Source organism: Rothia sp. 27098_8_27 (assembly GCF_041432805.1).
GTDB classification, from domain to species: domain Bacteria; phylum Actinomycetota; class Actinomycetes; order Actinomycetales; family Micrococcaceae; genus Rothia; species Rothia mucilaginosa.
On the sequence record NZ_JAPWAJ010000006.1, the window covers coordinates 94,481 to 116,285 of the forward strand.

Here is a 21,805-nt window from a genome sequence, read left to right on the forward strand (position 1 = left end):
CTGCACAATACCTGCACAAGTAGGAAGCCCAGAGGGCTGCGCTTTAGGGCAGGGTCAGGATGTCCGCGCCGTCAGCGGTCACCACGAGGGTGTGCTCGAACTGTGCGGTGCGCTTGCGGTCGCGGGTGACCACGGTCCAGTCGTCATCCCACAGGTCCCATTCGATGGTGCCGAGGGTCAGCATGGGCTCGATCGTGAAAATCATGCCCTCACGGATCTCGGTGTCGTAGGCGGGTGCCGCATCGTAGTGGGGGATAATGAGGCCCGAGTGGAACTCACGGCCCACACCGTGACCGGTGTAGTCGCGAACCACACCGTAACCGAAACGTGCCGCATACTTCTCAATGACGCGACCAATCACGTTGATCTGGCGGCCCGGCTTCACAGCCTTAATCGCACGGTTCAGGGACTCTTCGGTGCGCTCAACCAGCAGGCGGGACTCTTCGTCCACGTTGCCGACGAGCAGGGTCTTGTTGGTGTCGCCGTGCATGCCGTCCAGGTATGCGGTGACGTCCAGGTTGAGGATGTCGCCGTCCTCCAGCACGGTGGAGTCCGGGATGCCGTGGCAGATGACCTCGTTCAGGGAGGTACACACGGACTTAGGGTAGCCGCGGTAATCCACGGTGGAGGGGTACGCGCCGTGGTCGCAAATGTACTCGTGGACCAGCACGTCAATCTCGTCGGTGGTGGTGCCGGGCACGCAAATCTTGGATGCTTCAACAATGGCGCCTGCCGCGATCTTGCCGGCTGCGCGAACCCGCTCAACTTCCTCGGGGGTGTACATGTTCGAGTCGTTACCCTCGTTGGCGGTGGGCTTACCCACGTACTCGGGGCGAACAATGTGCGAGGGGACCGGGCGCATGGGGGTGATGCGTCCGGGGGTCAGGCAACCCACGGGTGCTCGACCGGGCTCTGCGGGAAGATTGTGCGAAGTATTCGTTTTGGTTGAAGACATAGTTTCATCTTACCGGGCGTGGGCGGGTTGTGTCCCTTGCTCAGACGCTAAAAAGCGGCGGATACACAAGCCGTACCTTTTTCCCAGATTGTGAATAAAATTTCATGCACGCTAGTGGCAAAACTGCGCGGGTGGAAAGCCGGAGTGGAAGGCAGAAGCGGAAGACCATGGAGGGGAAACGCCGTGAGAAGCTCCGCCCGCCTCATTGCCACGAACCTACGCGCGTGAGAAGCTAGAAACACCAACCCCTCACCGTCGAAGGAGAACCCATGAGTGAGAAGAAAAACCGCCTGAGCGAAGCCATCGAATCGGCGGTCGAAAAGACCCTGAACTCCGCGACCGAAGCCACCAGCCCGCACCCCGAAGAGTACTGGTACAACCTCAAAACCGGCGAGGTTGAACGCGGCCAGCAGAGCGCCGTCACCTCCCTGTGGGGCCCCTTCAAAACCTACGAGGAGGCGGCACACGCCATGGACCGCGCCCGCGAACGCAACGACGCCTGGGAAAAGGACGGCGGCTGGCTCTAAAGAACGAGCGCCCTCAGCCTTGCCCAACGTGCTTAGTCTTGCCCAAGGCCCTCAGCCACGCTCAAGGCGCACGCCGCCCAACAGACATAAAGTCTGAGACGAAAAGACCCCCGCACCCGGAACACCGGAGACGGGGGTCTTTCTTCAAGCCTTCTTCTCAGCCTAAAGCCTACTCAAAAGTGTGCTCAGCCGCCGGGAACTCACCCGAACGAACCTGTTCACGATAAGCACGTGCAGCGTCCTCCATGACCTGGCCAACCTGCGCAAACTGCTTTACAAAACGCGGCACGCGACCGGCACGAACACCCATCATGTCCTGCCACACCAGCACCTGACCGGTCGTCACATTCGACGCACCAATACCGATAGTCGGCACAGTGCCCACAGCCTCATCCACCAGCTGCGCAGTCTGGGTAGTCACCATCTCCATGAGCACGCAGAACGCGCCAGCCTCAGCCAGCGCCACCGCATCCTCACGAACACGCTCAGACGCATCACCGCGACCCTGCACACGGAAACCGCCCAGAGCATGCTCCGACTGCGGGGTGAAACCAACATGCGCCACCACCGGAATACCGGTACGCACCAGGGCACGAACCCACTCAGCCATCGACGCGTCCGCCTCAATCTTGACCGCGTGCGCGCCGCCCTCCTTCATCAGGCGAACAGCGCTCGCCACCGCCTGCTGCGGGGACTGTTCATACGAACCAAACGGCAAATCAGCAACCACCATGGCGCGGGATGCACCGCGAGAAACAGCCGCAACCAGCGGAATCATCTCATCCAGGGTAATGGTCAGGGTGGATTCGTAGCCGAGCACCACATTCGCCGCTGAATCGCCCACCAGCAGCATGTCGATGCCGGCGCGATCAAAAATCTGCGCCGTCAGAGCGTCATAACAGGTCAGCATGGAGAACTTCTGACCGGTCGCCTTAGCCTGAGCCAGGTGAACGGTACGCACCTTCTTGACGGTGTCCAGGTCAAAAGGCTTCTGTGCCGATGCGGATGCAGAAGCAGTTGCGGGAGCAGCCGCGGAGGTAGCGGCAGGCTGTGCCGCGTAGGGCGAAGAGATCTCGGAAGAACGCTCAGTAGTCATGCTGACTATTCTAACCCTGTACGGCTCCAACCTGGCGTACCGCTCACCACGAGGGAACAACTATGCCTAGTTCCAGATGAGGTTAATGTAGTAGGTCGGGAACGACGCTGCGGCGTTCTTATTCATCAGCTCCGGAACAGCGGAAGAAGCATCACTAAACTCGCGCGGCAAATCGCGCTGAATGAGCGCCTGCTGCACCAGAGCATCCCAGTACAGCTGCATGATCGAATAGGTGCAGACTTCCTTCACGACGTCCTCCGCGTAGGACTCCCACGCAGGGAGTGCCGCATCGTTATCGAAGAAACCCTCATAGCCCTGGGACAGACCCGTATCGCAGGCGTTCACCGCGTTCTTCGCGTACTGCAGCCAGTAGCTGCGGCTCAGCTCATCGGTGGTGTTGAAAGTAAACGCCTCATAGTCTGCCTTCAGCAGGGCGTAAGACGCCTGAATAGAACCGGCAAGCGGGGCGTGCGAAGAGAAGACAATAACGTCCAGAAGAGCAGCGATGTACTCCATCTGCACCTTCTCGTACGCAATGCCGGAAGGCTGAACCGGACCAGAATGCATCTGCACCAGCGCCTCCACCGCGTTGATGAAACGCTCGACGTCGGCGGTCGCCTTCACCATCAGATTCAGCAGACGCTGAACACACTGATAATCCTCAGAAATCTGCGAGAACACGCCAAAGGACAGGATGCCACGCTCAGAAGCAGCCGCCGCCAGAATCTGGCTCGTCAACAGCTGGCTCTCCGCCTCCGCCTTCGCCACGCTTACCAGCAGGGCACCGCAATACGCCAGCGCGCGGCCATCCACCAGCTGAGGCTGCTGCTGATGCAACGGCAAAAGATGCTCATGAATCTGACGGAAAATAGCGCTCTGCACCAAAGCCTTCTTGCCCAGCTCCTCAGTCTTCAACAGCACAGTATCCGCCGAGAAATCACGCGGCACGAAACGACGAGCATCCGGTGCAGTAAACGGCGAATAGGGGCGACCCATCACCGGCTGCAACAGCGACATCGTGGTAAACAGCGAAAAACGAGCCGCCACCGGGTACAGCGAATCCGGGTAGTTCGGCGCATCCGGTGCGTTGACACGCTCCGTGCACAGAGTCAACCAGGTCTGCTCCACCGCCCGATCAGACGTAATGCCAACACCCATACCCAGGATGCTCTCACCGAACGCCTCCGACGGAAGCTTGCCGGGGTTCATGGCACGCGCCTGCATGAGCGCCACAGCCAGCTCCACCGTATAGTTCGTGCGGCGCTTCTTGCCCGCCTCGTCGAGATTCTGGAACGGACGTACACCCGCAATCTTCTGACCGCGCGCCAGCGTATGCAGCTCCTTATTCATGGCGAACTGCTGCGGGTTACGCTGCATCATCTTCGACACCTCGTAAGCGCTCTTACGGTTCAGCTTCTCACGGCGCTGAGCACCCTCAGCCGACAGCGCATCATACTTGCCGCGGCTTGCGTGAACATACCAGGAACGAATTACCTGAAGCGGCAGGAAGAAGAAAGTGTACTTCCACGACCAACTAAAAATAATGACCGGAATAGCCGCGCTCGAACCCAAACGGCCCGTGTAACCGGTCCAAATGAACTCCACAAACGCACCAACCAGCGCCCACAAGGCCAAAGTGCGAACCCTAAACGCCACACGGGAGGGGCGGTCCAGCAGGTAGGTCGCACCACCGGTCTTGTTATTCTTCATGACGGTCGGGCCAAAGACCGCAACAACAAAAAGACAGACCAGATACAACACCAAGAAAACAATGGGGGCAGCAACAAGTAGCAGCCACTCAAGCCCGGTGGGGTCAGCAGCAACCAGCGTGCTTGCCGCTAGAGGAATCTGTGCGGGCGCCACCTGTGCGGGTAACGCCTGCGAAGCTGATGAGAGAAGAACGGAATGTAGCATACCCCCATTATCGCAAGGCAACCCCGACCACGCCCCGCGAACCGTCATCTGCTAGGTATCTGAACAAAGCCTAGACCCGCACCGCAGAAAAGTGGGGGAGCGGCCTCGGTACCGCCCAGAATCTGAGCTACCGCGGCACACGAAAAGAGAATTTACACAAACGAAACCTCCCGCCCACCCGCCACACAGCAGAACCCGATAGGCTAGATAACAACAGGACACACGCCGGGGCAAGGAGGCGCCAGCACCGCTGGTACACAACCCGCCGCAACCCCTTGGAACCCCAAGGGACATGCAGGACCTTTCCGCGCCTCGGCAGCAAATTTAGCGCGCCTCCGCCACCCACAGACGGGTACCACGCGGATGCGCGCCCGCACCGAGAGGGCAACTCATGGACCGCCAACAGGAATTCGTACTGCGCACCATCGAAGAGCGCGACATCCGCTTTATCCGCCTCTGGTTCACCGATGTGGTCGGCACCCTCAAATCCGTGGCGCTCGCACCGGCTGAAGTAGAAAGTGCCTTCGACGAGGGCCTGGGATTTGACGGCTCCTCGATTGAGGGTTTCTCCCGCATCTACGAATCCGACATGCTGCTGCAGCCGGACCCCTCCACCTTCCAGATCCTGCCCTGGCGCGGCGAGGAAGACTACACCTCCCGCATGTTCTGTGACGTGCTCACCCCCGACGGTGAGATCAGCGCCTCCGACACCCGCGGCGTGCTCAAGCGCGTGCTCAACAAGGCCGCGGAGATGGGCTTCACCTGCTACACCTCGCCCGAAATTGAGTTCTACCTGCTCGAATCCTCCAAGCTCGGCGCCGACGGATTCCCTGTGCCCGTGGACTACGAATCCTACTTCGACCACACCCCCGGCGGCATCGTGCAGGACTTCCGCCGCAAGGCAGTGACCATGCTCGAAGAAGTCGGCATCTCCGTCGAATTCAGCCACCACGAAACCGGCCCCGGCCAGAACGAAATCGACCTGCGCCACGCCGACGCACTGCAGACCGCCGACAACGTCATGACCTTCCGCACCGTCATCAAGGAAGTCGCCTACTCGCTCGGCATGTACGCAACCTTCATGCCCAAGCCCTTCACCAAGTACGCCGGCAGCGGCATGCACACCCACTTCTCCCTCTTCGAAGGCGACACCAACGCATTCTTCGAAGCCGGCGCCGAATACCAGCTGTCCAAGACCGCACGCCACTTCATCGCCGGTGTGCTCAAGCACGCCCCCGAATTTACCGCGGTCACCAACCAGTTCATCAACTCCTACAAGCGCCTCTGGGGCGGCGGCGAAGCACCCTCCTACGTCTCCTGGGGCCACAACAACCGCTCCGCCCTCGTGCGTGTGCCCCTGTACAAGCCGAACAAGATGCAGTCCGCCCGCATCGAGTACCGCGGCCTGGACTCGGCATCGAACCCGTACCTCGCCTACGCGGTGATTCTTGCAGCAGGTCTGAAGGGCATCGAAAACGAGTACCCGCTCATGCCCGCCGTGACCGAAGACCTCGCCGCCATGACCAACGCCGAACGCCGCGCCATGGGCTACAACCCGCTGCCCGCGTCCCTGCGTGAAGCCATCAATATCACCGAAGAATCCGAGTTCATGGCGGAGGTTCTGGGCGAGCAGGTCTTCGAGCAGTTCCTGCGCAATAAGCGCGCCGACTGGGACCAGTACCAGGCTCAGGTGACCCCGTACGAGCTCAAGCACAACCTCGGAATCCTCTAACGGCTGGATCCTCTCACCACCTCATAGGATGAGTGAGCGCTGACAGCCTCAGGGCGGTACCCGCTACCGGTAACACGCCGGCGGGTACCGCCCACAGGTCTATCAAATGCACCTATCGGCTGCGCGGTTCACCGCCGATTTTTGCCGCCGAAATTTATACTCTCCACCCCGGATCTACTCTCCACCCACAGTTCTCTAACCCCAGTTCTCTACCCACGGTTCTCACGCTATGACTGACAGCTCCCACTACCCGGCCACCGGGCTCATCCGCATTATCGACCCCGCCAAAGAACCCAAACCGCTCACCGACATCGCCCCCGACGCACTCGACGACGAGCAACGCGCCGAAGCCGAACGCAAAGCCCAGCTACGCCTGCGCACCCGCATGATCGCCACCGGCTTCCACGACCCGTCCAAGGCAGAACGCTGGCTCAACGCACCCGAACTGAAGCACGTCTCGCAGGATGCTGCGCTCTTTGCCGGGCTGCGCCTCGCACCCTCACCGGATATTGCCCTGCCCGCCCTCGTGCGTCTCATCGAGAAGCACCCGGCGGTCGCCGAACGCGCCAACCGCGGCGACAAAGAATTCGGCATGTACCGACTGCTCGGCGCATCCCAGGCGATTGGCGATTTTCTCTACCGCCGCCCCGAACACATTGACCCGCTCTTCGACACGCAGGTGTACCCGGCTGAGAGCGCGCTGATTCGCTCCCAGCACCCGGCGTCGATTCTGCCGGAAACCGACGGGGAATTCCTGACCCCCATCGCACCGCTGGACACCCCCTACCGCCGCGACATCCTCACCGCCCTCGGTGCCGACCCTCACGCGGAGCGTCCGAGCGCTGCCGCCGAGCAGACCGGCAAAGACGGCTACGTGACCCTGCGCGTCGCCTACCGCGCCGCCCTGGCGCGCATCGCCCTGCTCGACGTGTGCTGTGAAGACCCGGTCGAAATGATGCCCACCATCGGTCGTCACCTCGCCGATTTGGCTGCCGCCGCGCTGGAAGGTGCGCTCGCCATTGCCCGCACCGAAGTTGCGGAGGGGCTGGGCCCCGGCCTGGCGGCTCCTCGCCGAGGTGAAGCCGTAGACGCCCTGGACTTGGCGATTATCGGCATGGGTAAGTGCGGTGCCCGCGAGCTGAACTACATCTCTGACGTTGATGTAGTGTACGTGGTTGCGCCCGTGGAACCCGCCGCCGCTGGCGCCGCGCCCAATGCCGGGGCAGAGGGGGAGAGCGCCCCGCGCAAGCTCACCGAGAACGAATGTTCCACCATCGGCACGGAGCTCGTGCACGCCCTCACCCGCGCCATCATGGGCCCCGCACCCGAACCCGCTCTCTGGGAGGTCGACGCGAACCTACGCCCCGAAGGTAAGGACGGCCCGCTCGTTCGCACCGTCGAATCCTACGTTCAGTACTACAAGCGCTGGGCGGAAAACTGGGAGTTCCAGGCACTGCTTAAGGCGCGCCCCATCGCCGGTTCGGCGCAGCTGGGCGCCCGCTACGCCCGCGCCATTGACCCCTTCGTGTGGGAGTCCGCCGCCCGTGAATCCTTCGTGGAATCCGTGCAGGCGATGCGCGCCCGCGTGACCGATAATATTCCCTCACACCAGGTGGACCGCCAGATTAAGCTGGGCCCGGGCGGCCTGCGCGATATTGAGTTCACCGTGCAGCTGCTGCAGCTCGTGCACGGTCGAACCGACCCCGCTGTGCGCACCAAGTCCACCGTGGATTCTCTCGCGGCGCTGACCGCCGTCAGCTACATTAGCCGCACCGATGCTGAGGCGTTCAGCCGCGACTACAAGAAGCTGCGCGTGCTCGAGCACCGCATCCAGCTGCAGCAGCTGCGCCGCACCCACCTGATGCCCGAGAAGGACGCCGAACAGCGCGCCCTCGCCCGCTCGATCCTCTCCCCGGAACGCAACGGCACGCTCTCCGCCGAGCAGATGCTCAAGGCATGGCAGAAAATTAAACGGAACGTCCGTTCACTGCACGAGCGGATCTTCTTCCGCCCGCTACTCGCCGCCGTCTCCACGCTCAGCCGCGACGAAGTGGTGCTCAGCGAACAGGCGGCACAGGACCGCCTCGCAGCCCTCGGCTACCGCGACCCGCGCGGCGCCATGCGCCACATCAAGGCACTCACCACGGGACTTTCCCGCAGTGCAGACATTCAGCGGCACCTCATGCCCGTGTTACTGGGCTGGTTCGCCCGTGGTGTGGATGCGGACGCCGGCCTGCTCGGATTCCGCATCGTCTCCGAATCGCTCGGCAGCACCAGCTGGTACCTGCGCATGCTCCGCGACTCACCCGCAGCCGCCGAACGCCTCAGCCAGCTACTCTCCAGCTCGCGCCCCATGACCGACCTGCTCGAGGATGCCTCCGCCTCCATCGCCTGGCTGGACAAGGTCGCCGACCTCAAACCACTGGGGGAGGAAGCGCTCGCCTCCGAAATTTCCTCCCTGCTGGCACGCCACGCGGACGCCGCCGAGGCGATGCGCGCCGTGCGCTACCTGCGCCGCCGTGAAACTCTGCGCACCGCCATGGGCTGGACCCTGGGCATCGTCGACATCGAGGACACCTGCGCCGGCCTGGCCGCCATTGACGAGTGCACGATTGGCGCGGCGCTGCGGATTGCTCTGCGCGAGCTCCAGAGCACCGCGGAAGAATCCGAAGCTGAGGCGACAGCGGGGGAGAAGCTGCTCACCCGCATCGCCGTCATCGGCATGGGTCGACTGGGCGGCGCCGAGAACGGCTTCGGCTCCGACGCGGACGTCATGTTCGTCCACGAACCCCTCGACGGGGCCGACGAAGACGCCGCACAGGAACAGGCGGCACGCATCGTCAACCGCACCCTGACGCTCCTCAAACAGCCCGTCAAACCCGCCATTCGCGCCGAACGGCCCCTCGATGTGGACGCCGACCTGCGCCCCGAAGGCAAGCAGGGCGCTATCGTGCGCTCGCTGGACTCCTACCGCTCCTACTACGAACGCTGGGCGGAAACCTGGGAGTTCCAAGCGCTCACACGCGCTCGCCCCATCGCCGGCGACGAGGCGCTCGGCGAGGCTTTCGTGGAGCTCATCGACCCGTACCGCTACCCGGCAACTTTCACGCCCGAACAGGTGCAGCAGATTCGCCGCATGAAAGCGCGCGTTGAAAACGAACGCATGCCGCACGGTGCCGACCGCACCCGCCAGCTCAAGCTCGGCCGCGGCGGCCTCTCCGACGTGGAGTGGCTAGTCCAGCTCGTACAGCTACGCCACGCGCACGCCGTGCCCGGGCTGCGCACCACCTCCACCCTGAAGGCGCTAAACGCCGCGGTTGAGGCGGGGCTGGTCGAGGCCGCGGACGCTGAAATCCTCAGCGGCGCCTGGCTACTCGCCACAAAGATTCGAGGTGGCAACGTACTGCGCGGCGTGCGCCAATCCGACACCCTACCCTCGGGACGCGCCGACCTGGAAGCAATCGCCCGCTGGTGCGGATACCCCGCCGGTAGCGCACGCGCCCTCGAAGAGGACTACCTGCGCCAAACCCGCAACGCCCGCAAGGTCTACGAACGCCTCTTCTTCGAAGAGCTCTAGAGACTCCAGAAAAACATGAGCCTGGCGTTTTTGCCGGTGCGGATTTCTGATGCGGATTTCATAGGGGAGGGGCGGGGAACCTGGTTCCCCGCCCCTCCTTTTCGTGTCCTTGTGAAAAATTTTGCGGACGTTCTGCGGACATCGTGGCGGACAATGTGGGTCTGCCGTTGCCCTCGCGGGAACAGTAACCACCCCAAAACCCCGAAAATGTGACCGGCACCATGAAAATAAATTTTGCTCGCGCACCTCAAAAACGAGCCCAAATGCCCCGTTCTGCCCCGGAAACACGCGGAACACAAGGTGTTCTGCAAAGGATTTGGCAAACACTCAAAAACCCCGTATAGTATTTACCTGTCAGCACGACGGAGCGAAAAACTCCAACGGAATGATTCAAATTGAATACGCTGATATGCGGTTGTAGCTCAGTTGGTAGAGCACCACCTTGCCAAGGTGGATGTCGCGAGTTCAAGTCTCGTCAACCGCTCGTAAGGACTCCAAGAGTTCGAACGCGTTCCCTCGTGGAGCGTATGCGGTGAGGTGGTCGAGTGGTTAGGCAGCGGCCTGCAAAGCCGTGTACGCGGGTTCGAATCCCGTCCTCACCTCGCAACAAAACAACTGTTTTGTGAGCGCGATTGGCGCAGCGGTAGCGCGCTTCCCTGACACGGAAGAGGTCACTGGTTCGATCCCAGTATCGCGCACAGATAAAGCCCTTAGCTTTCGAGCTAAGGGCTTTTGTGTTTAACTTTTTTTGGTTTTGGTTAGAGGGGCGGTACTCCTCAGCTGACTTGTGTTTGTTTTGGAGGCGGTGCTCCGTATATTTCCTCCGCGCCGTCGCAGGGAACCCGCCCTTGCTCCGCTTCGGTCACCCTGAGGGCGCTTCCGGAAAACACGCTCGCACCGCTCCGTGTTTCCAATGTCACGACGGAGGAAACCATCCTTCCGTTCCCTATATAAGTCACTCAGCCTTAGATTCGTAAGGACAGAACTTGGGTGCGCGATACCGGCATAACGAACTGGAAGGGGAGGGGGGCTGTCGCCTCCTCCATCTTTTGCTGGCTCCGCCGAGTCTACAGTTTGTAGGGCGTGCATCTTACACACGTCCTCCGCGCCGTCGCAGGGGACCCGCCCTCGCTCCGCTTCGGGCACCCTGAGGGCGCATCCGGAAGGTGTAAGTCTGCAGCCGAACCCTTTCAATAGCTCACTGACGTGACCAAATGCTTTGCGCACCGAGCCTACCTCCGATACCCTAATGGAGGAAATCTACACTCACAGATACACCGCCGTATCGCAAAGGAACACCCGTGAAATCCTCCCTCAAAGGGTTCGGCATCTTCTTCGCCGTATGCCTCGCCTTCTCCCTCTGGTACGTCATCCTCGGCGTCGTCATCATCGTAGTCATCGTGGGCATCGTCCTGACCATTCGCAAAAACCGGTACTTCGCATCCCCTGAATTCCAGACGCACCGCCAACGCACCGCCACACTCGCCAGCGAATACAACGAAATCGCTAGCTACGTACACGATATCCACGCCCGCGGAATCTACGAACTCGGCACCTCCACCAACGGCATGTACAGCCACCTCGCCACCGTCGAGGTTCAGCAGCCCAAAACCTGGAAGACGCTGCTGCAGAAGAAACCCGAAGAACGCCACCCGCACGTCTACAAGGCCTCCGAACAGGTCGTTCTCGAAGCCGAGCGGGACCCCATCGGCAGCCTCACCAAATACTTCCACATCGAAGCCGACCTGCAAACCCTCAAAGATGTGCAGCGCCTCTCCGACGACATCGCGCGCCTTGAAACCGCCGTCGACAACGTGCGACGCCGCGAAGACGACATGATCGCACACATCAACCCGCCCCAGTTCATCGCCAAGAACTACGCCGACGAGTTCTGGAACAAACTCAACGTATGCCACGTGGGGCTGACCGTGCCGTACCCCGTCTACCGCTTCGAATACACCTCACCCGGCGGCAAAGAAAACCGCGCCGTCACCGTCACCCTCGACACCCCAACCCTCGACGCGCTCTCCGAAACCCTCGAACGCAAAATCCGCTGGGCATGGCCCGAAGGCGGCGAACGCACCCTCATGACCGCCCAGCTACGCCAACGCATCAAAGAACGCGACAACTACACCTGCCAAAACCCCGGATGCGGCAACTCCATCATGCGTGAACGAATCCTCATCCTAGAGGTCGTCCACAAGGTCCCGCTATCCGAAGGCGGCAATAACGAGCCCGATAATCTGCAGACCCTCTGCTGGCGTTGCGTGCGCGGACGGAACCTGCGGCTCGCATAAAGCCGCACCTTCCGAAAGTGACATCAGGGTGCCCGCCCGGGCGCTCTCCGCAGCGAAGCAAGGAGCGGCGGAGCGTCCGGGCGTGGAGGGTTCCCCTGCAGGAGCGAAGGAAGGGAGCGGCGCGAGATGCCCAAGAGCTCCCATACCGTGCTCGAGCTAGGGATTTATGTTAAAGCTGAGGTTCAAGGTATGCTTTTCCTCGGCGCAGAGGCACAGACTTTCAGGCTCCCGCTTCCGCACCGCAAACACATCACCCCACCTGAATAAAGGGCATACCATGTCTACTTCCCTGACCCGCCGCAAGCTCGTCGCTGGTGCAGCCTGGGCGGCACCCGTCGTTGCCGCCTCCGCAACCATCCCCTCCTACGCAGCGTCCGTCTCCGCAGACTGCACGCTCGCCGCACACCCGGCGTACAACATCTCCGGCACCGACGAAGGCGCCAAAACCGTGCAGAGCTTCGCCGTCCCCAACAACGTCTACAAGCTCCGCTTTGAACTGGTCGGCGGCGCGGGCGGCACCAACAACCGCATGACCCCCGCCGGCTCCGGCGCGAAGGTCACCGGCATCATCCCCGTCACCCCCGGCTCCACCGTGCAGATTATCGCCGCGGCAGGCGGTATCGGTGACGGCTCCCTCACCCCCACCGCAGGCGGTGAAGGCTACGGCAACGGCGGCTCCGTACCCGCCTACACCATCCCCGCCACCATCACCGCGCAGGTCGACGCCAAGTACCCCAACCCGGCAAACTCCAAGACCCAGGCGTACGCTGCATCCGGCGGCGGCTCCTCCGCACTGCTCATCGACGGCGTCGTCGTAGCTGTAGCAGGCGGCGGTGGTGGTGCGGGCATGACCACCTCCGGTGTGTCCTACGCAGACCCCTGGTACTCCAACTTCAACGGCCAGATCGACGCCGGTGTGGCACCTCTCGGTTCGGACGCATCCCCGCAGTTCGACGCAGCGGGTAGCGCCTCCGCGGCGGCAGGCTCCAACGGCACCTCCGGCTACGAAATCTACAATGCTGAACGCACCAAGGTGCTGACCTACAACTCCGGTTTCGGTGGCGCAGCGGGCGTGGGCGGTGCAGGCGGCGCGGCAGGCACCCTGCCGGCAAGCGGCCCCATCATTGGCTTTGAAACCACCAACAACCAGGTGCTGTTCAGCCAGTTCGTCGCCGGCAACGCGGGTACGAGCGGCTTCGCGGGCAACGGCGGCGACGGTGCGGGCGCGTACTCCTACCAGCTGGATGAGAATCCCGCCAGCGTGCACGAGAAGGGCACCTACGAGGACCGCAGCTGGGACCTGGACATCTACAATGACGAGGGCGCGTACGCGCAGAACTTCAACGGCTACCAGTCCGTGGTGTCCGGCGGTGGCGGCGCGGGCTACGGTGGTGGCGGTTCCGGTGCGGCACAGTCTGTCTCCTCGATTGTGCTGACCCAGAAGTGGCTGAACAGCCCGACCGGCGTGCGTCAGGGCATCGGCTACACGATGCAGGGCGGCGCAGGTGGCGCGGGCGGCTCGTACATTGCACCGTCGGTGAGCGAGGGTGCGATTGTTTCGGCTGAGAACGCGCCGCAGTGGATGCGCGAGCGCGGTAACGGTTCGGTGACGGTGACTTTCTGCGAGGCTGCCGCCTAAACGCTTCTCCCTCTGAGGCGCTTGAGGGCGGTGCGCCGCGTATTTCCTCAAGCGGCTTGGAATGCTTGAGGGGAGGTGTTCCTCCTCGTTCCTACAGGGAACCCGCCCTCGCTTCGCTTCGGGCACCCTGATGTCACTACGGAGGACACCGGCCCCTCGGCACGCTCTTGCCAATTCGCGGGTGGAGGCGGCTATGCCTTCCGGGAGCGACATCAGGGTGCCGCCCCGGGCGCTCTCCGCAGCGAAGCAAGGAAGAGCGGAGCGTCCGGGTGCGGCGGGTTCCCCTGCAGGAGCGGAGGAAGTGCATAGCTTGCCGACCCGCCGGGCACCGAAAACCACAGAGATGAAAGAGCCCCCATACGAGGTGATCGTGTGGGGGCTCTTTGCCGTTCACAGCGCAAGCTGAGGCGGGAACCTACCGCGGACAGGCGGTGTCGTCCGTAGCGACATCAGGGTGCCCGAGCTCTGCGAGGGCGGGTGCCCCTGTAGGAGTGAGGACGAGTACCGCCGTCCGCAACTAACTGTATTCCCGGAATTAGCGCTTGATAGCGTCCAGCGCCTCACGCTGAGCCTTCGCAATGCGTTTCTCAGACACCGTGTAGGCGGTACCGAGCTCCTGGGCGAAGAAGCTGACACGTAGCTCCTCAATCATCCAGTTCACGCGGCGGAGCGCATCCGGCACGATGGTGCCTGCCGGTAGCGACTTGACCGCGTTATCGTAGGAGTCTTCCAGATCCTGCACGGTGAGCATGAGCTGGTTGTCGCGGTGCAGGTTCGGGCCGAGCTTCGTCAGGCGCACCTGGGCGGCCTTCAGGTAACGCGGCAGGTGAACCAGCTGGTCGTAGCCGGTTTTCGCCACGAATCCGGGGTAGACGAGGTTCTCCATCTGTGCCTTCACGTCGGAGACGGCGTGCATGGTCGTCAGCGAGGTTGTCTTTTTGATTGCCTTCTTCAGCGCGGTGGCTTCGGAGAGGATTTCGGCGACGAGCTTGGTGACGTCGAAGACCGTCTCGATGAGTTCGGCGCGCACGTGCTCGTAGAGTTCGCTGTATTCGGCGTGCGTGAAGATGGGCGTGTGCGGCACGAGGTGGTCGAGTGCCGCGACGGTGCAGTCGCGGATGAGTTCGTCGATGGAGCCGTGCGGGTTCTGCGTAAAGACGATTTTCTCCTTGTGGGAGAGGTGTTCGCTCACGTAGCGCACGGGCGAGGGCACCTGCAGCTGGAGCAGGCGGATGATGCCGCGACGCTGCGCGTGCAGCTGTTCGGCTTCGGTGGGGAAGATGCGCAGGCTTACGCTGGTTTCTTCGTCGACGAGGGCGGGGTAGCCGTTGACTGCCTGGGTGGCGATGATGCGCTGTACCTTGCGGGGGATTTCTCCGTTGGGGAAGAGGTCGGCGGGGAATTCGGTGAGGCCGCTGATTTCGCGTACCTGCGAGCCGTGCGCATCGGCTACCTGGGCGGTGCCGCTCTGAGCGTTCTTCGCGCCCTTCTTGGCAGAAGCCGCGGAGCTACCCGAGCCGCCCGAGTTGCCTGATCCACCCTGCGCGAGTGCCACCATTTTTGCCATGGTGTCGTCGGATGCGCCGAGGGAGTCGGCGAGGGCGCCGCGAATCTCCTTGTGGAGCTGCTGCTGCAGGGCGCGCAGGTCCTTGCCCTCACCCAGGATTTTGTTGCGTGCGTTGCGTACCTGGAATCCCATTTTCAGGTGTCCGGGCACGGCGTCCCAGTTGAAGGCCTCGGGCTCGACAACGACGCCGCGCAGGCGGCGTAATACGAGGGCGAGGGAGGGGATGAGCTCGTCGGTTGCGGGGGAGTAGTCCTCTTCCAGGGCGGCGCAGGCGGCGCGTGCCACGTCGGGCGCGGGCACGAAGTTGCGTCGGATCGCCTTGGGGAGCGATTTGATGAGCGCGGTGACGAGTTCGTGGCGCAGGCCGGGGATCTGCCAGCGGAACGGTTCGGGGTTCAGCTGGTTGAGGAACAGGATGGGTACCTGGACTGCTACGCCGTCGCGCTTGGCGGCGTCGGTGTGTGCGCCTCCGATGCCGGCGGTGGGGGCGTATTCGTAGCGCAGGTCGAGGGTCAGTTCGCCGCTGTCGGTGCGCTGCACCCACTGGCGGGGGAACTGGGAGTCGTCGTAGTCGGCGGCTTCCTCGTTGATGAGCTTTTCGGGGTTGAAGTCCAGGTAGTTGTCGTCTTCGAGACGTGCCTGCTTCCACCACTTGTCGAAGGCGCGAACGTCGGTGACGTGGGCGGGGATGCGTGCGTCGTAGAAGGCGAAAAGTACGGAGTCGTCTACGCGCAGGTCGCGGCGGCGCAGGCGTGCTTCGAGTTCTTCGACTTCGGCGAGGGCACGCTGGTTGCGCAGGTAGAACTTGTGCTGGGTGTGCCATTGGCCTTCGACGAGGGCAGACTGGATGAACAGTTCGCGGGCTGCTGCGGCGTCTACGCGGGCGTACTGCACGGGGCGGTCGGCGTAGATGGTCAGGCCGAAGAGGGTACCCTTGGCGTAGGCGACTGCCGCGCCGGAGCTGAGCGACCAGTGCGGTTCGGAGTATTGCACGCTGATGAGGTGCTTGCCGATTTCTTCGATCCACTGCGGGTCGATGGAGGCGTTGGTGCGCGCCCACAGGCGGGAGGTTTCGACGAGTTCGGCGGAGAGCACCCAGTCGGGGCTCTTTTTGAACAGGCCGGAGCCGGGGAAGATTGCGAACTTGGTGCCGCGTGCGCCGAGGTATTCGCGGGGGCCGCGGTTGCGTCCCTTGGAGTCCTTTTCGCGTTCTTCCTTGACGCCTACGTGCGAGAGCAGGCCGGAGAGCAGGCTCTTGTGGATGTCGATTTCGTGGGCGGAGGCGTTGATGTCCCTGCCGCCGCTGGCGTGAATGTTGGCGGTGCGTCCCATTTCGCGTAGCTGCGCGAAGAGGTCCTGCCATTCGCGGATGCGCAGGTAGTTGATGTATTCGCGGTGGCACATTTTGCGCAGCTGCGAGGATGACAGCGCCGCCTGCTGCTCGTTGATGTAGTCCCAGAGCAGCAGGAAGGAGGAGAAGTCGGAGGTGTCGTCGACGAAGCGGGCGTGCACGGCGTCGGCTTCTGCGCGCACGTCGGCGGGGCGTTCGCGCGGGTCCTGGATGGTCAGGGCGGCGGCGAGCACCATCATTTCCTTGGCGCAGCCGCGGCGGCCGCCCTCGATAATCATGCGGGCCAGGCGCGGGTCCACGGGGAAGGCCGCCATGGCTCGGCCGATGGCGGTGAGGGTTGCGCTGTTGTTACCGCCTCGTCCCTTGCGGCGGGTGCGTTCGGTGAGCGCGCCGAGTTCGCGCAGCAGGTTCACGCCGTCGTTAATGGCGCGGGATGCGGGCGGTTGCACGAACGGGAAGCGGGAGATGTCGCCGGGTTCGCGCACCACGCCGATTGCAATCATCTGCAGGATGACGGCGGCGAGGTTGGTGCGCAGAATTTCGGGGTCGGTGAACTCGGGGCGCGAGTTGAAGTCTTCCTCGGAGTAGAGGCGGATGGCGATACCGTCGCTGACGCGGCCGCATCGGCCCGAACGCTGGTTGGCGCTTGCCTGCGAGATACGCTCGATGGGCAGGCGCTGAACCTTGGTGCGCGCGGAGTAGCGCGAGATGCGGGCGGTGCCGGTGTCGATGACGTACTTGATGCCGGGCACGGTCAGCGAGGTTTCGGCGACGTTCGTGGCGAGCACGATGCGCGGCCGGGAACCGGGGGAGAACACGCGGTGTTGCTCGGCGAGCGAGAGGCGCGCGTACAGGGGCAGCACTTCGTAGTTCAGGCGCGGCGACTTGAGAACCATGGCCTCGATGGCGTCCTTGGCGTCGCGGATTTCGCGCTCGCCGGAGAAGAAGATGAGGATGTCGCCGGGGGCTTCCTTGGAGAGTTCCTTGATGGCGTCGAGGATGCCGTCGGTGGGGTCGTGGTCGTCTTCGATTTCGTCGTCGCTGAGGTAGTCTTCCTCGTCGAGTGGACGGTAGCGGATTTCCACGGGGTAGGTTCGGCCGGACACCTCAATGATGGGCGGCGCGTCGTCGGGCAGGATCGCTTCGGCAATTTCGCGTTCTTCGGCGCTGAGGTTTTCGTCGACGATGCCCTTGCCCGGCACGTAGCTGGGGGAGAAGTGGCGTGCGAAACGCTCCGGGTCGATGGTCGCGGAGGTGATGATGACCTTCAGATCCGGGCGCTGCGGCAGGATGCGCTTGAGGTAGCCGAGGATGAAGTCAATGTTCAGGCTGCGTTCGTGCGCCTCGTCGATAATGAGGGTGGAGTAGCGGCGTAGCAGCTTGTCGTTCTGAATTTCGGCGAGCAGAATGCCGTCGGTCATGAGCTTGATAGCGCTGTGTTCGCCCACTTCGGAGGTGAATCGCACCTGGTAGCCGACGGTTTCGCCGATTTTCTGTCCGAGTTCTTCGGCGATGCGTTCGGCGACGGAGCGTGCGGCGAGGCGGCGCGGCTGGGTGTGGCCGATGAGGCCCTTCTCTCCCAGGCCTAGGTCGAGGCACATTTTGGGGATCTGGGTGGTTTTACCGGAGCCGGTTTCACCCGCGATGATGACGACCTGGTTGTCGCGGATCGCGTTCATGATGTCTTCGCGGCGTTCGCTGACGGGCAGCTCTTCGGGGTAGGTGATGACCTCGGGAATGAAGGGTTCGTAGCGGCGCGGTGCCGGGCGGTTCTGCTGGTTGCTCTTGTTGTCGCCCTGCTGGTTGCCCTGCTTGCGGGCGCGGTTGGTGCCGCCTGCGCGTCGGTTGGAACGGGAGGCGTTGGAGTTGCGTTCGGAGGTGCCGCGGGAGGAGTTCTTGCGGTCTGCGTTATTCTTCGGGGCGCTGTTCTTCTGCGCACCCTTCTTCGGGGCACCGTTTTTTACCGCGTTGTTCTCAATAGTTTTATCTGCGGTTTTTTCGCCGGTTTTTTCGGAGGATCGTACCTTTGCCGCATGGATTGCGGCGGCCATGCTCGCCATGGTGGGGGCGGTGCGGGGGGCCTTAGAAGTATCTGCGTGTTTCTTCGTGGATTTCTGCTCAGACATATCCTATCCAGTGTACTCGCCTTGCCCGCGGTGGGCTTGGGGTGTGCTTTGTTTGTCATATTTGGGTTTGTTCGCGGTAACCCAGGGGTGGGCGGTGGTGGAATACTGACCTCGGGAGAGCAGCTAATGTACAATAAATGATATCAAATGCTATCTAAAGAGTTAATAATTATTCATCTGAATTTTATGCACCGCAGATGCGAAATAACTGCGCTTCTTAACTTTCTTTCGATAGTTTCGTTCAACTGCTACAGTGGTGAATAACACAGTAACGAAGGAGTGACTATGCCATCACCAAAGACGTACCCGGCAACACGTGTTGCAGTGTTGGATTGCTACGAAGACGGACAGCACGAAGAAATTCACCACCGCTGCGAAGAGCTCTTCCAAGCCCTCGTTCACGCGAGTCTGCGCACCCACTTCGACCGCCTCAGTGCCGAAGAGACCCTCTACCTGGTCACCGGCGACGGCGAGCGCGTACAGATTTCTCCCGAAATGTACGGGCCCCTCACCTCCGTAGCGCGCGCATTCGCCGACCGTAAGGACGTCTGCGTGGTACGCCAGGACCGCCTCATGACCACGCAGGAGGCGGCAGACTACCTGGGCGTATCCCGCCCGACCGTTGTTCGCCTGCTGGAGCGCGGAGATATTCCGTTCGAGCGCATTAACACGCACCGTCGCGTTGCTTTTGATGACCTCGAACGCTACCGTCTTGAGCACGAATACGTGAACCGCCGCGTTCGCTAACCTGTCGAACCGCTCAGGTTACACGCCGCGGTTGAGCTACACGCTGCGGTTGAACCGAACAGCGCGGTTGAGAAATAGCAGCATCTGCTGAACAATATCGGGGCTAAAACAGCGCGAATCCCCGTGTTCGGCATCCGGAACCAGCACCAAATCGGTAGGCACCTGCCGCGTGCGCAGCGCCTGATACACCCGCACCGATTGCTGGTACGGCACACACGAATCACTAATACCGTGCACGAGCATCAGGGCAGTGGCGCCGCCGCTCGTACCCTGTGCAGAGGCACTTTCGACCTTATTCACTCGTTTCTGGGGGCGTACCGCATCGATAGGATGCGCACGCTCCCAGTTCTTTTGGGCGCGCTCGATGCAGACACCCGGAACCGCCCGCTCACCCTTGGAAGCGTCGATAGTCGACAGGTCTGAGGGTACGGGGTGGGTGCTTCCCAACAGCCGCCATTCGGCGCCGTCATCCTCGGGGTGGTCGAGAGCGTAGCCAGCCAGGGGACGGTCGGTGAAGATGGTCCTCAAATCGCTGACCCCGTAAAACGAGGCTGCCGCCGCCACCTGCGAACTATGGGACGGGTAGGCGCTCGCCGCCCTGCCCTCATAGTATTCGTCGTGCTCGGGTGCGCTCGCAGAATCCCCAAATGCGGAATCTTCAGATACAGAATCCTCAGGTGCAGAGGCATCGGCGGCGGAATCTCCCGTATGCGCAACCATCATGCTCAGGTGCCCGCCGGCGCTTCCGCCCGCTACCGCAATGCGTTGCGGGTCAATGCCGAATTCGTGCGCGTTGGCGCGGAAGAAACGCACGGCCTCCTTCACATCGTGCAGGGCACCCGGGAAGAGCGCCTGATGCGAATACCGGTAGTTGATGGACGCGACCGCCCAGCCTGCCTGCTGAAAAGCGGCGCGCATGAGCGCCTGGGTATTGGGCTGCTCCCCGGTGGGGGTACGCAGGATAGTGTCGCGTAGGGCCTGGTTGGTGCCGAAGCGCCAGGCGCCACCGTGAACCCACACCAGTAGCGGCGCGGGGGAAGAAGGCTCGGTAGCTGAAGTTTCGGCAGTTGAAGAATCAGCAGCCGCGGGGAAGAAATCGTAGGCGAACGCCTCGCGAGTTACCGGCGACTGCGCACCGTAGTCGGGTAGCGAGTGGGCATCGTGAAAGCCCGCCTCGCGGTAAAAACCGGAGCGGTACTCGGTGCTCTCAACGGTCGGCGCGCTCTCAGAAATCTGCATGAATCAGCACCTCGTTAGGGAACCAGTACGATCTTGCCGCGGGTGCGACCCGTCGCAACCAGGGCATGAGCCTGCGCAGCCTGCGAAAAATCAAGCACCTGATCCACGTGTACCTTCAACAGGCCCAGGGACATGAGGCGGGCAATCTCCTGCATCTGCATGCGGTCCGGGTGAACCGTCAGCCACTGCGCCTCGAAGCCGCGCTCACGCGCAACATCCAGCGGGTCGGGGCTGGTCAGGGTGACAATGCGGCCGCCGGGAACCAGCACCTCCAGCGAATCGAGGAAGGTCTGCTGACCGGTGGAATTGAGCACTACGTCTATAGTCTGGCCCAGTACGGCGCGGAAATCCTCGGTGCGGTAATCAATGGGCTGGGCACCCAGCGAGCGCACAAACTCGTGGTTCGCCGCGGAGGCGGTCGCAAAAACCTGAGCGCCAGCCTGCGCCGCCAACTGAACAGCGAGGTGGCCGACGCCTCCGGCACCGGCGTGAATGAGTACGCGCTCGCCTTCCTTCAATCGCGCCACTTCGAAGAGCGCCTGGTATGCGGTCAGTGCCGCCAGGGGAGCGCCGCCCAATTGAGCGCAGGGAACATCGGCGGGCACCTTCACCAGCTGATGCGCCGGGGCGAGAACATACTCGGCGTACGCACCGGCGGGGGAGGGGAAAGCAACAAGACCAAATACGCCGTCGCCCACCTTAAAACCCGTGTAGTCGCCGGCGGTAGCAACCACGGTGCCGGCAACATCCCAGCCGGGCACGAAAGGCTTGTACGACGGATCTGCCAGCTGAGCGGCGGGACCCAGACCCTTGCGGGTGGTCAGGTCAATCGGGTTGACACCGGCGGCAACCGTCTTGATGAGCACATGACCGCGCACCGGCGAGGGGATAGGCACGTTTGCTTCGTGCAGAACGCTTTCGTCGCCCCATTCGGTGAGCTGAATCTGGCGCATGGTGGTCACGGGTTTACCTCCGCTGTTGTGGTGTTGTCGTGCTTGTTTGAACGGTGTGCGCGTTCCCCATTCTCTCAAGGGTGCG

Annotated in this window: 12 protein-coding genes and 3 tRNA genes; 9 read left to right on the forward strand and 6 right to left on the reverse strand. The window is 62.5% G+C overall.

The features are described 5' to 3' along the window. Nucleotides 1-43: 43 nt before the first annotated feature. Nucleotides 44-955, reverse strand: coding sequence for a type I methionyl aminopeptidase (map, locus tag O3675_RS07560; RefSeq protein WP_005506520.1), 912 nt, complete (start codon nucleotides 953-955; stop codon nucleotides 44-46). Between the two features lie 269 nt (nucleotides 956-1,224). Between map and O3675_RS07565 the strand changes: the two genes are divergently transcribed. Further along, nucleotides 1,225-1,482 carry a hypothetical protein gene (locus tag O3675_RS07565; protein WP_311446727.1) on the forward strand — a complete coding sequence of 86 codons (258 nt, stop codon included), beginning with the start codon at nucleotides 1,225-1,227 and terminating at the stop codon, nucleotides 1,480-1,482. Between the two features lie 169 nt (nucleotides 1,483-1,651). Here O3675_RS07565 and panB read toward each other — a convergent pair whose 3' ends face one another. Together panB and O3675_RS07575 are read right to left on the reverse strand one after the other, a co-directional pair. Further along, nucleotides 1,652-2,578: a 3-methyl-2-oxobutanoate hydroxymethyltransferase gene (panB, locus tag O3675_RS07570; RefSeq protein WP_371571841.1), complete on the reverse strand. Its 927-nt coding sequence runs from the start codon at nucleotides 2,576-2,578 to the stop codon at nucleotides 1,652-1,654. A 66-nt stretch (nucleotides 2,579-2,644) separates the two neighbouring features. Then, on the reverse strand, nucleotides 2,645-4,492 hold the full coding sequence (locus O3675_RS07575; RefSeq protein ID WP_371571842.1) for a geranylgeranyl pyrophosphate synthase: 1,848 nt from the start codon (nucleotides 4,490-4,492) through the stop codon (nucleotides 2,645-2,647). Between the two features lie 391 nt (nucleotides 4,493-4,883). Here O3675_RS07575 and glnA point away from each other — a divergent pair, with 391 nt between their 5' ends. The 7 genes from glnA to O3675_RS07610 all read left to right on the forward strand — a co-directional run bounded on the left by glnA (nucleotide 4,884) and on the right by O3675_RS07610 (nucleotide 13,737). Continuing rightward, complete coding sequence (glnA, locus tag O3675_RS07580) at nucleotides 4,884-6,224, forward strand: type I glutamate--ammonia ligase (RefSeq protein ID WP_012903787.1); 1,341 nt, start codon at nucleotides 4,884-4,886, stop codon at nucleotides 6,222-6,224. A gap of 229 nt (nucleotides 6,225-6,453) precedes the next feature. After that, entirely contained in the window at nucleotides 6,454-9,801 is a 3,348-nt protein-coding gene (locus O3675_RS07585) for a bifunctional [glutamine synthetase] adenylyltransferase/[glutamine synthetase]-adenylyl-L-tyrosine phosphorylase (protein ID WP_371571844.1), read from the forward strand. Between the two features lie 411 nt (nucleotides 9,802-10,212). Then, nucleotides 10,213-10,285: transfer RNA gene (locus tag O3675_RS07590), tRNA-Gly, on the forward strand. 47 nt (nucleotides 10,286-10,332) lie between these two features. After that, nucleotides 10,333-10,403 (forward strand) — tRNA-Cys (locus O3675_RS07595). Nucleotides 10,404-10,427: 24 nt separating this feature from the next. Beyond that, a tRNA-Val gene (locus O3675_RS07600) sits at nucleotides 10,428-10,499 on the forward strand. Nucleotides 10,500-11,102: 603 nt separating this feature from the next. Next, the gene (locus tag O3675_RS07605; protein ID WP_371571846.1) at nucleotides 11,103-12,098 is read left to right on the forward strand and encodes an HNH endonuclease; all 996 of its coding nucleotides are present in this window, start codon (nucleotides 11,103-11,105) and stop codon (nucleotides 12,096-12,098) included. 277 nt (nucleotides 12,099-12,375) lie between these two features. Further along, the gene (locus tag O3675_RS07610; protein ID WP_371571848.1) at nucleotides 12,376-13,737 is read left to right on the forward strand and encodes a hypothetical protein; all 1,362 of its coding nucleotides are present in this window, start codon (nucleotides 12,376-12,378) and stop codon (nucleotides 13,735-13,737) included. Between the two features lie 535 nt (nucleotides 13,738-14,272). On the opposite strand, the gene hrpA is transcribed toward O3675_RS07610, so the two are convergent. After that, nucleotides 14,273-18,781, reverse strand: coding sequence for an ATP-dependent RNA helicase HrpA (gene hrpA, locus O3675_RS07615; protein WP_371571850.1), 4,509 nt, complete (start codon nucleotides 18,779-18,781; stop codon nucleotides 14,273-14,275). Between the two features lie 285 nt (nucleotides 18,782-19,066). On the opposite strand from hrpA, the gene O3675_RS07620 reads away from it, so the two are divergent. After that, entirely contained in the window at nucleotides 19,067-19,528 is a 462-nt protein-coding gene (locus O3675_RS07620) for a helix-turn-helix domain-containing protein (RefSeq protein WP_044150579.1), read from the forward strand. A 36-nt stretch (nucleotides 19,529-19,564) separates the two neighbouring features. Here O3675_RS07620 and O3675_RS07625 read toward each other — a convergent pair whose 3' ends face one another. Both O3675_RS07625 and O3675_RS07630 read right to left on the reverse strand, forming a co-directional pair. Next, nucleotides 19,565-20,767 carry an alpha/beta hydrolase fold domain-containing protein gene (locus O3675_RS07625; RefSeq protein WP_371571852.1) on the reverse strand — a complete coding sequence of 401 codons (1,203 nt, stop codon included), beginning with the start codon at nucleotides 20,765-20,767 and terminating at the stop codon, nucleotides 19,565-19,567. Between the two features lie 14 nt (nucleotides 20,768-20,781). Next, a complete protein-coding gene (locus O3675_RS07630; protein ID WP_371571854.1) occupies nucleotides 20,782-21,729 on the reverse strand; it encodes an NADP-dependent oxidoreductase in 948 nt (315 codons plus the stop codon). Nucleotides 21,730-21,805 lie beyond the last annotated feature (76 nt).

Excerpts from the sequence above, each read along its gene's own strand:
- O3675_RS07565 (WP_311446727.1), top strand. The coding sequence starts at position 1,225 with ATGAGTGAGAAGAAAAACCGCCTGAGCGAAGCCATCGAATCGGCGGTC.
- O3675_RS07625 (WP_371571852.1), bottom strand. The coding sequence starts at position 20,767 with ATGCAGATTTCTGAGAGCGCGCCGACCGTTGAGAGCACCGAGTACCGC.
- panB (WP_371571841.1), bottom strand. The coding sequence starts at position 2,578 with ATGACTACTGAGCGTTCTTCCGAGATCTCTTCGCCCTACGCGGCACAG.
- map (WP_005506520.1), bottom strand. The coding sequence starts at position 955 with ATGTCTTCAACCAAAACGAATACTTCGCACAATCTTCCCGCAGAGCCC.
- O3675_RS07575 (WP_371571842.1), bottom strand. The coding sequence starts at position 4,492 with ATGCTACATTCCGTTCTTCTCTCATCAGCTTCGCAGGCGTTACCCGCA.
- hrpA (WP_371571850.1), bottom strand. The coding sequence starts at position 18,781 with ATGTCTGAGCAGAAATCCACGAAGAAACACGCAGATACTTCTAAGGCC.
- O3675_RS07620 (WP_044150579.1), top strand. The coding sequence starts at position 19,067 with ATGCCATCACCAAAGACGTACCCGGCAACACGTGTTGCAGTGTTGGAT.
- O3675_RS07585 (WP_371571844.1), top strand. The coding sequence starts at position 6,454 with ATGACTGACAGCTCCCACTACCCGGCCACCGGGCTCATCCGCATTATC.
- O3675_RS07610 (WP_371571848.1), top strand. The coding sequence starts at position 12,376 with ATGTCTACTTCCCTGACCCGCCGCAAGCTCGTCGCTGGTGCAGCCTGG.
- glnA (WP_012903787.1), top strand. The coding sequence starts at position 4,884 with ATGGACCGCCAACAGGAATTCGTACTGCGCACCATCGAAGAGCGCGAC.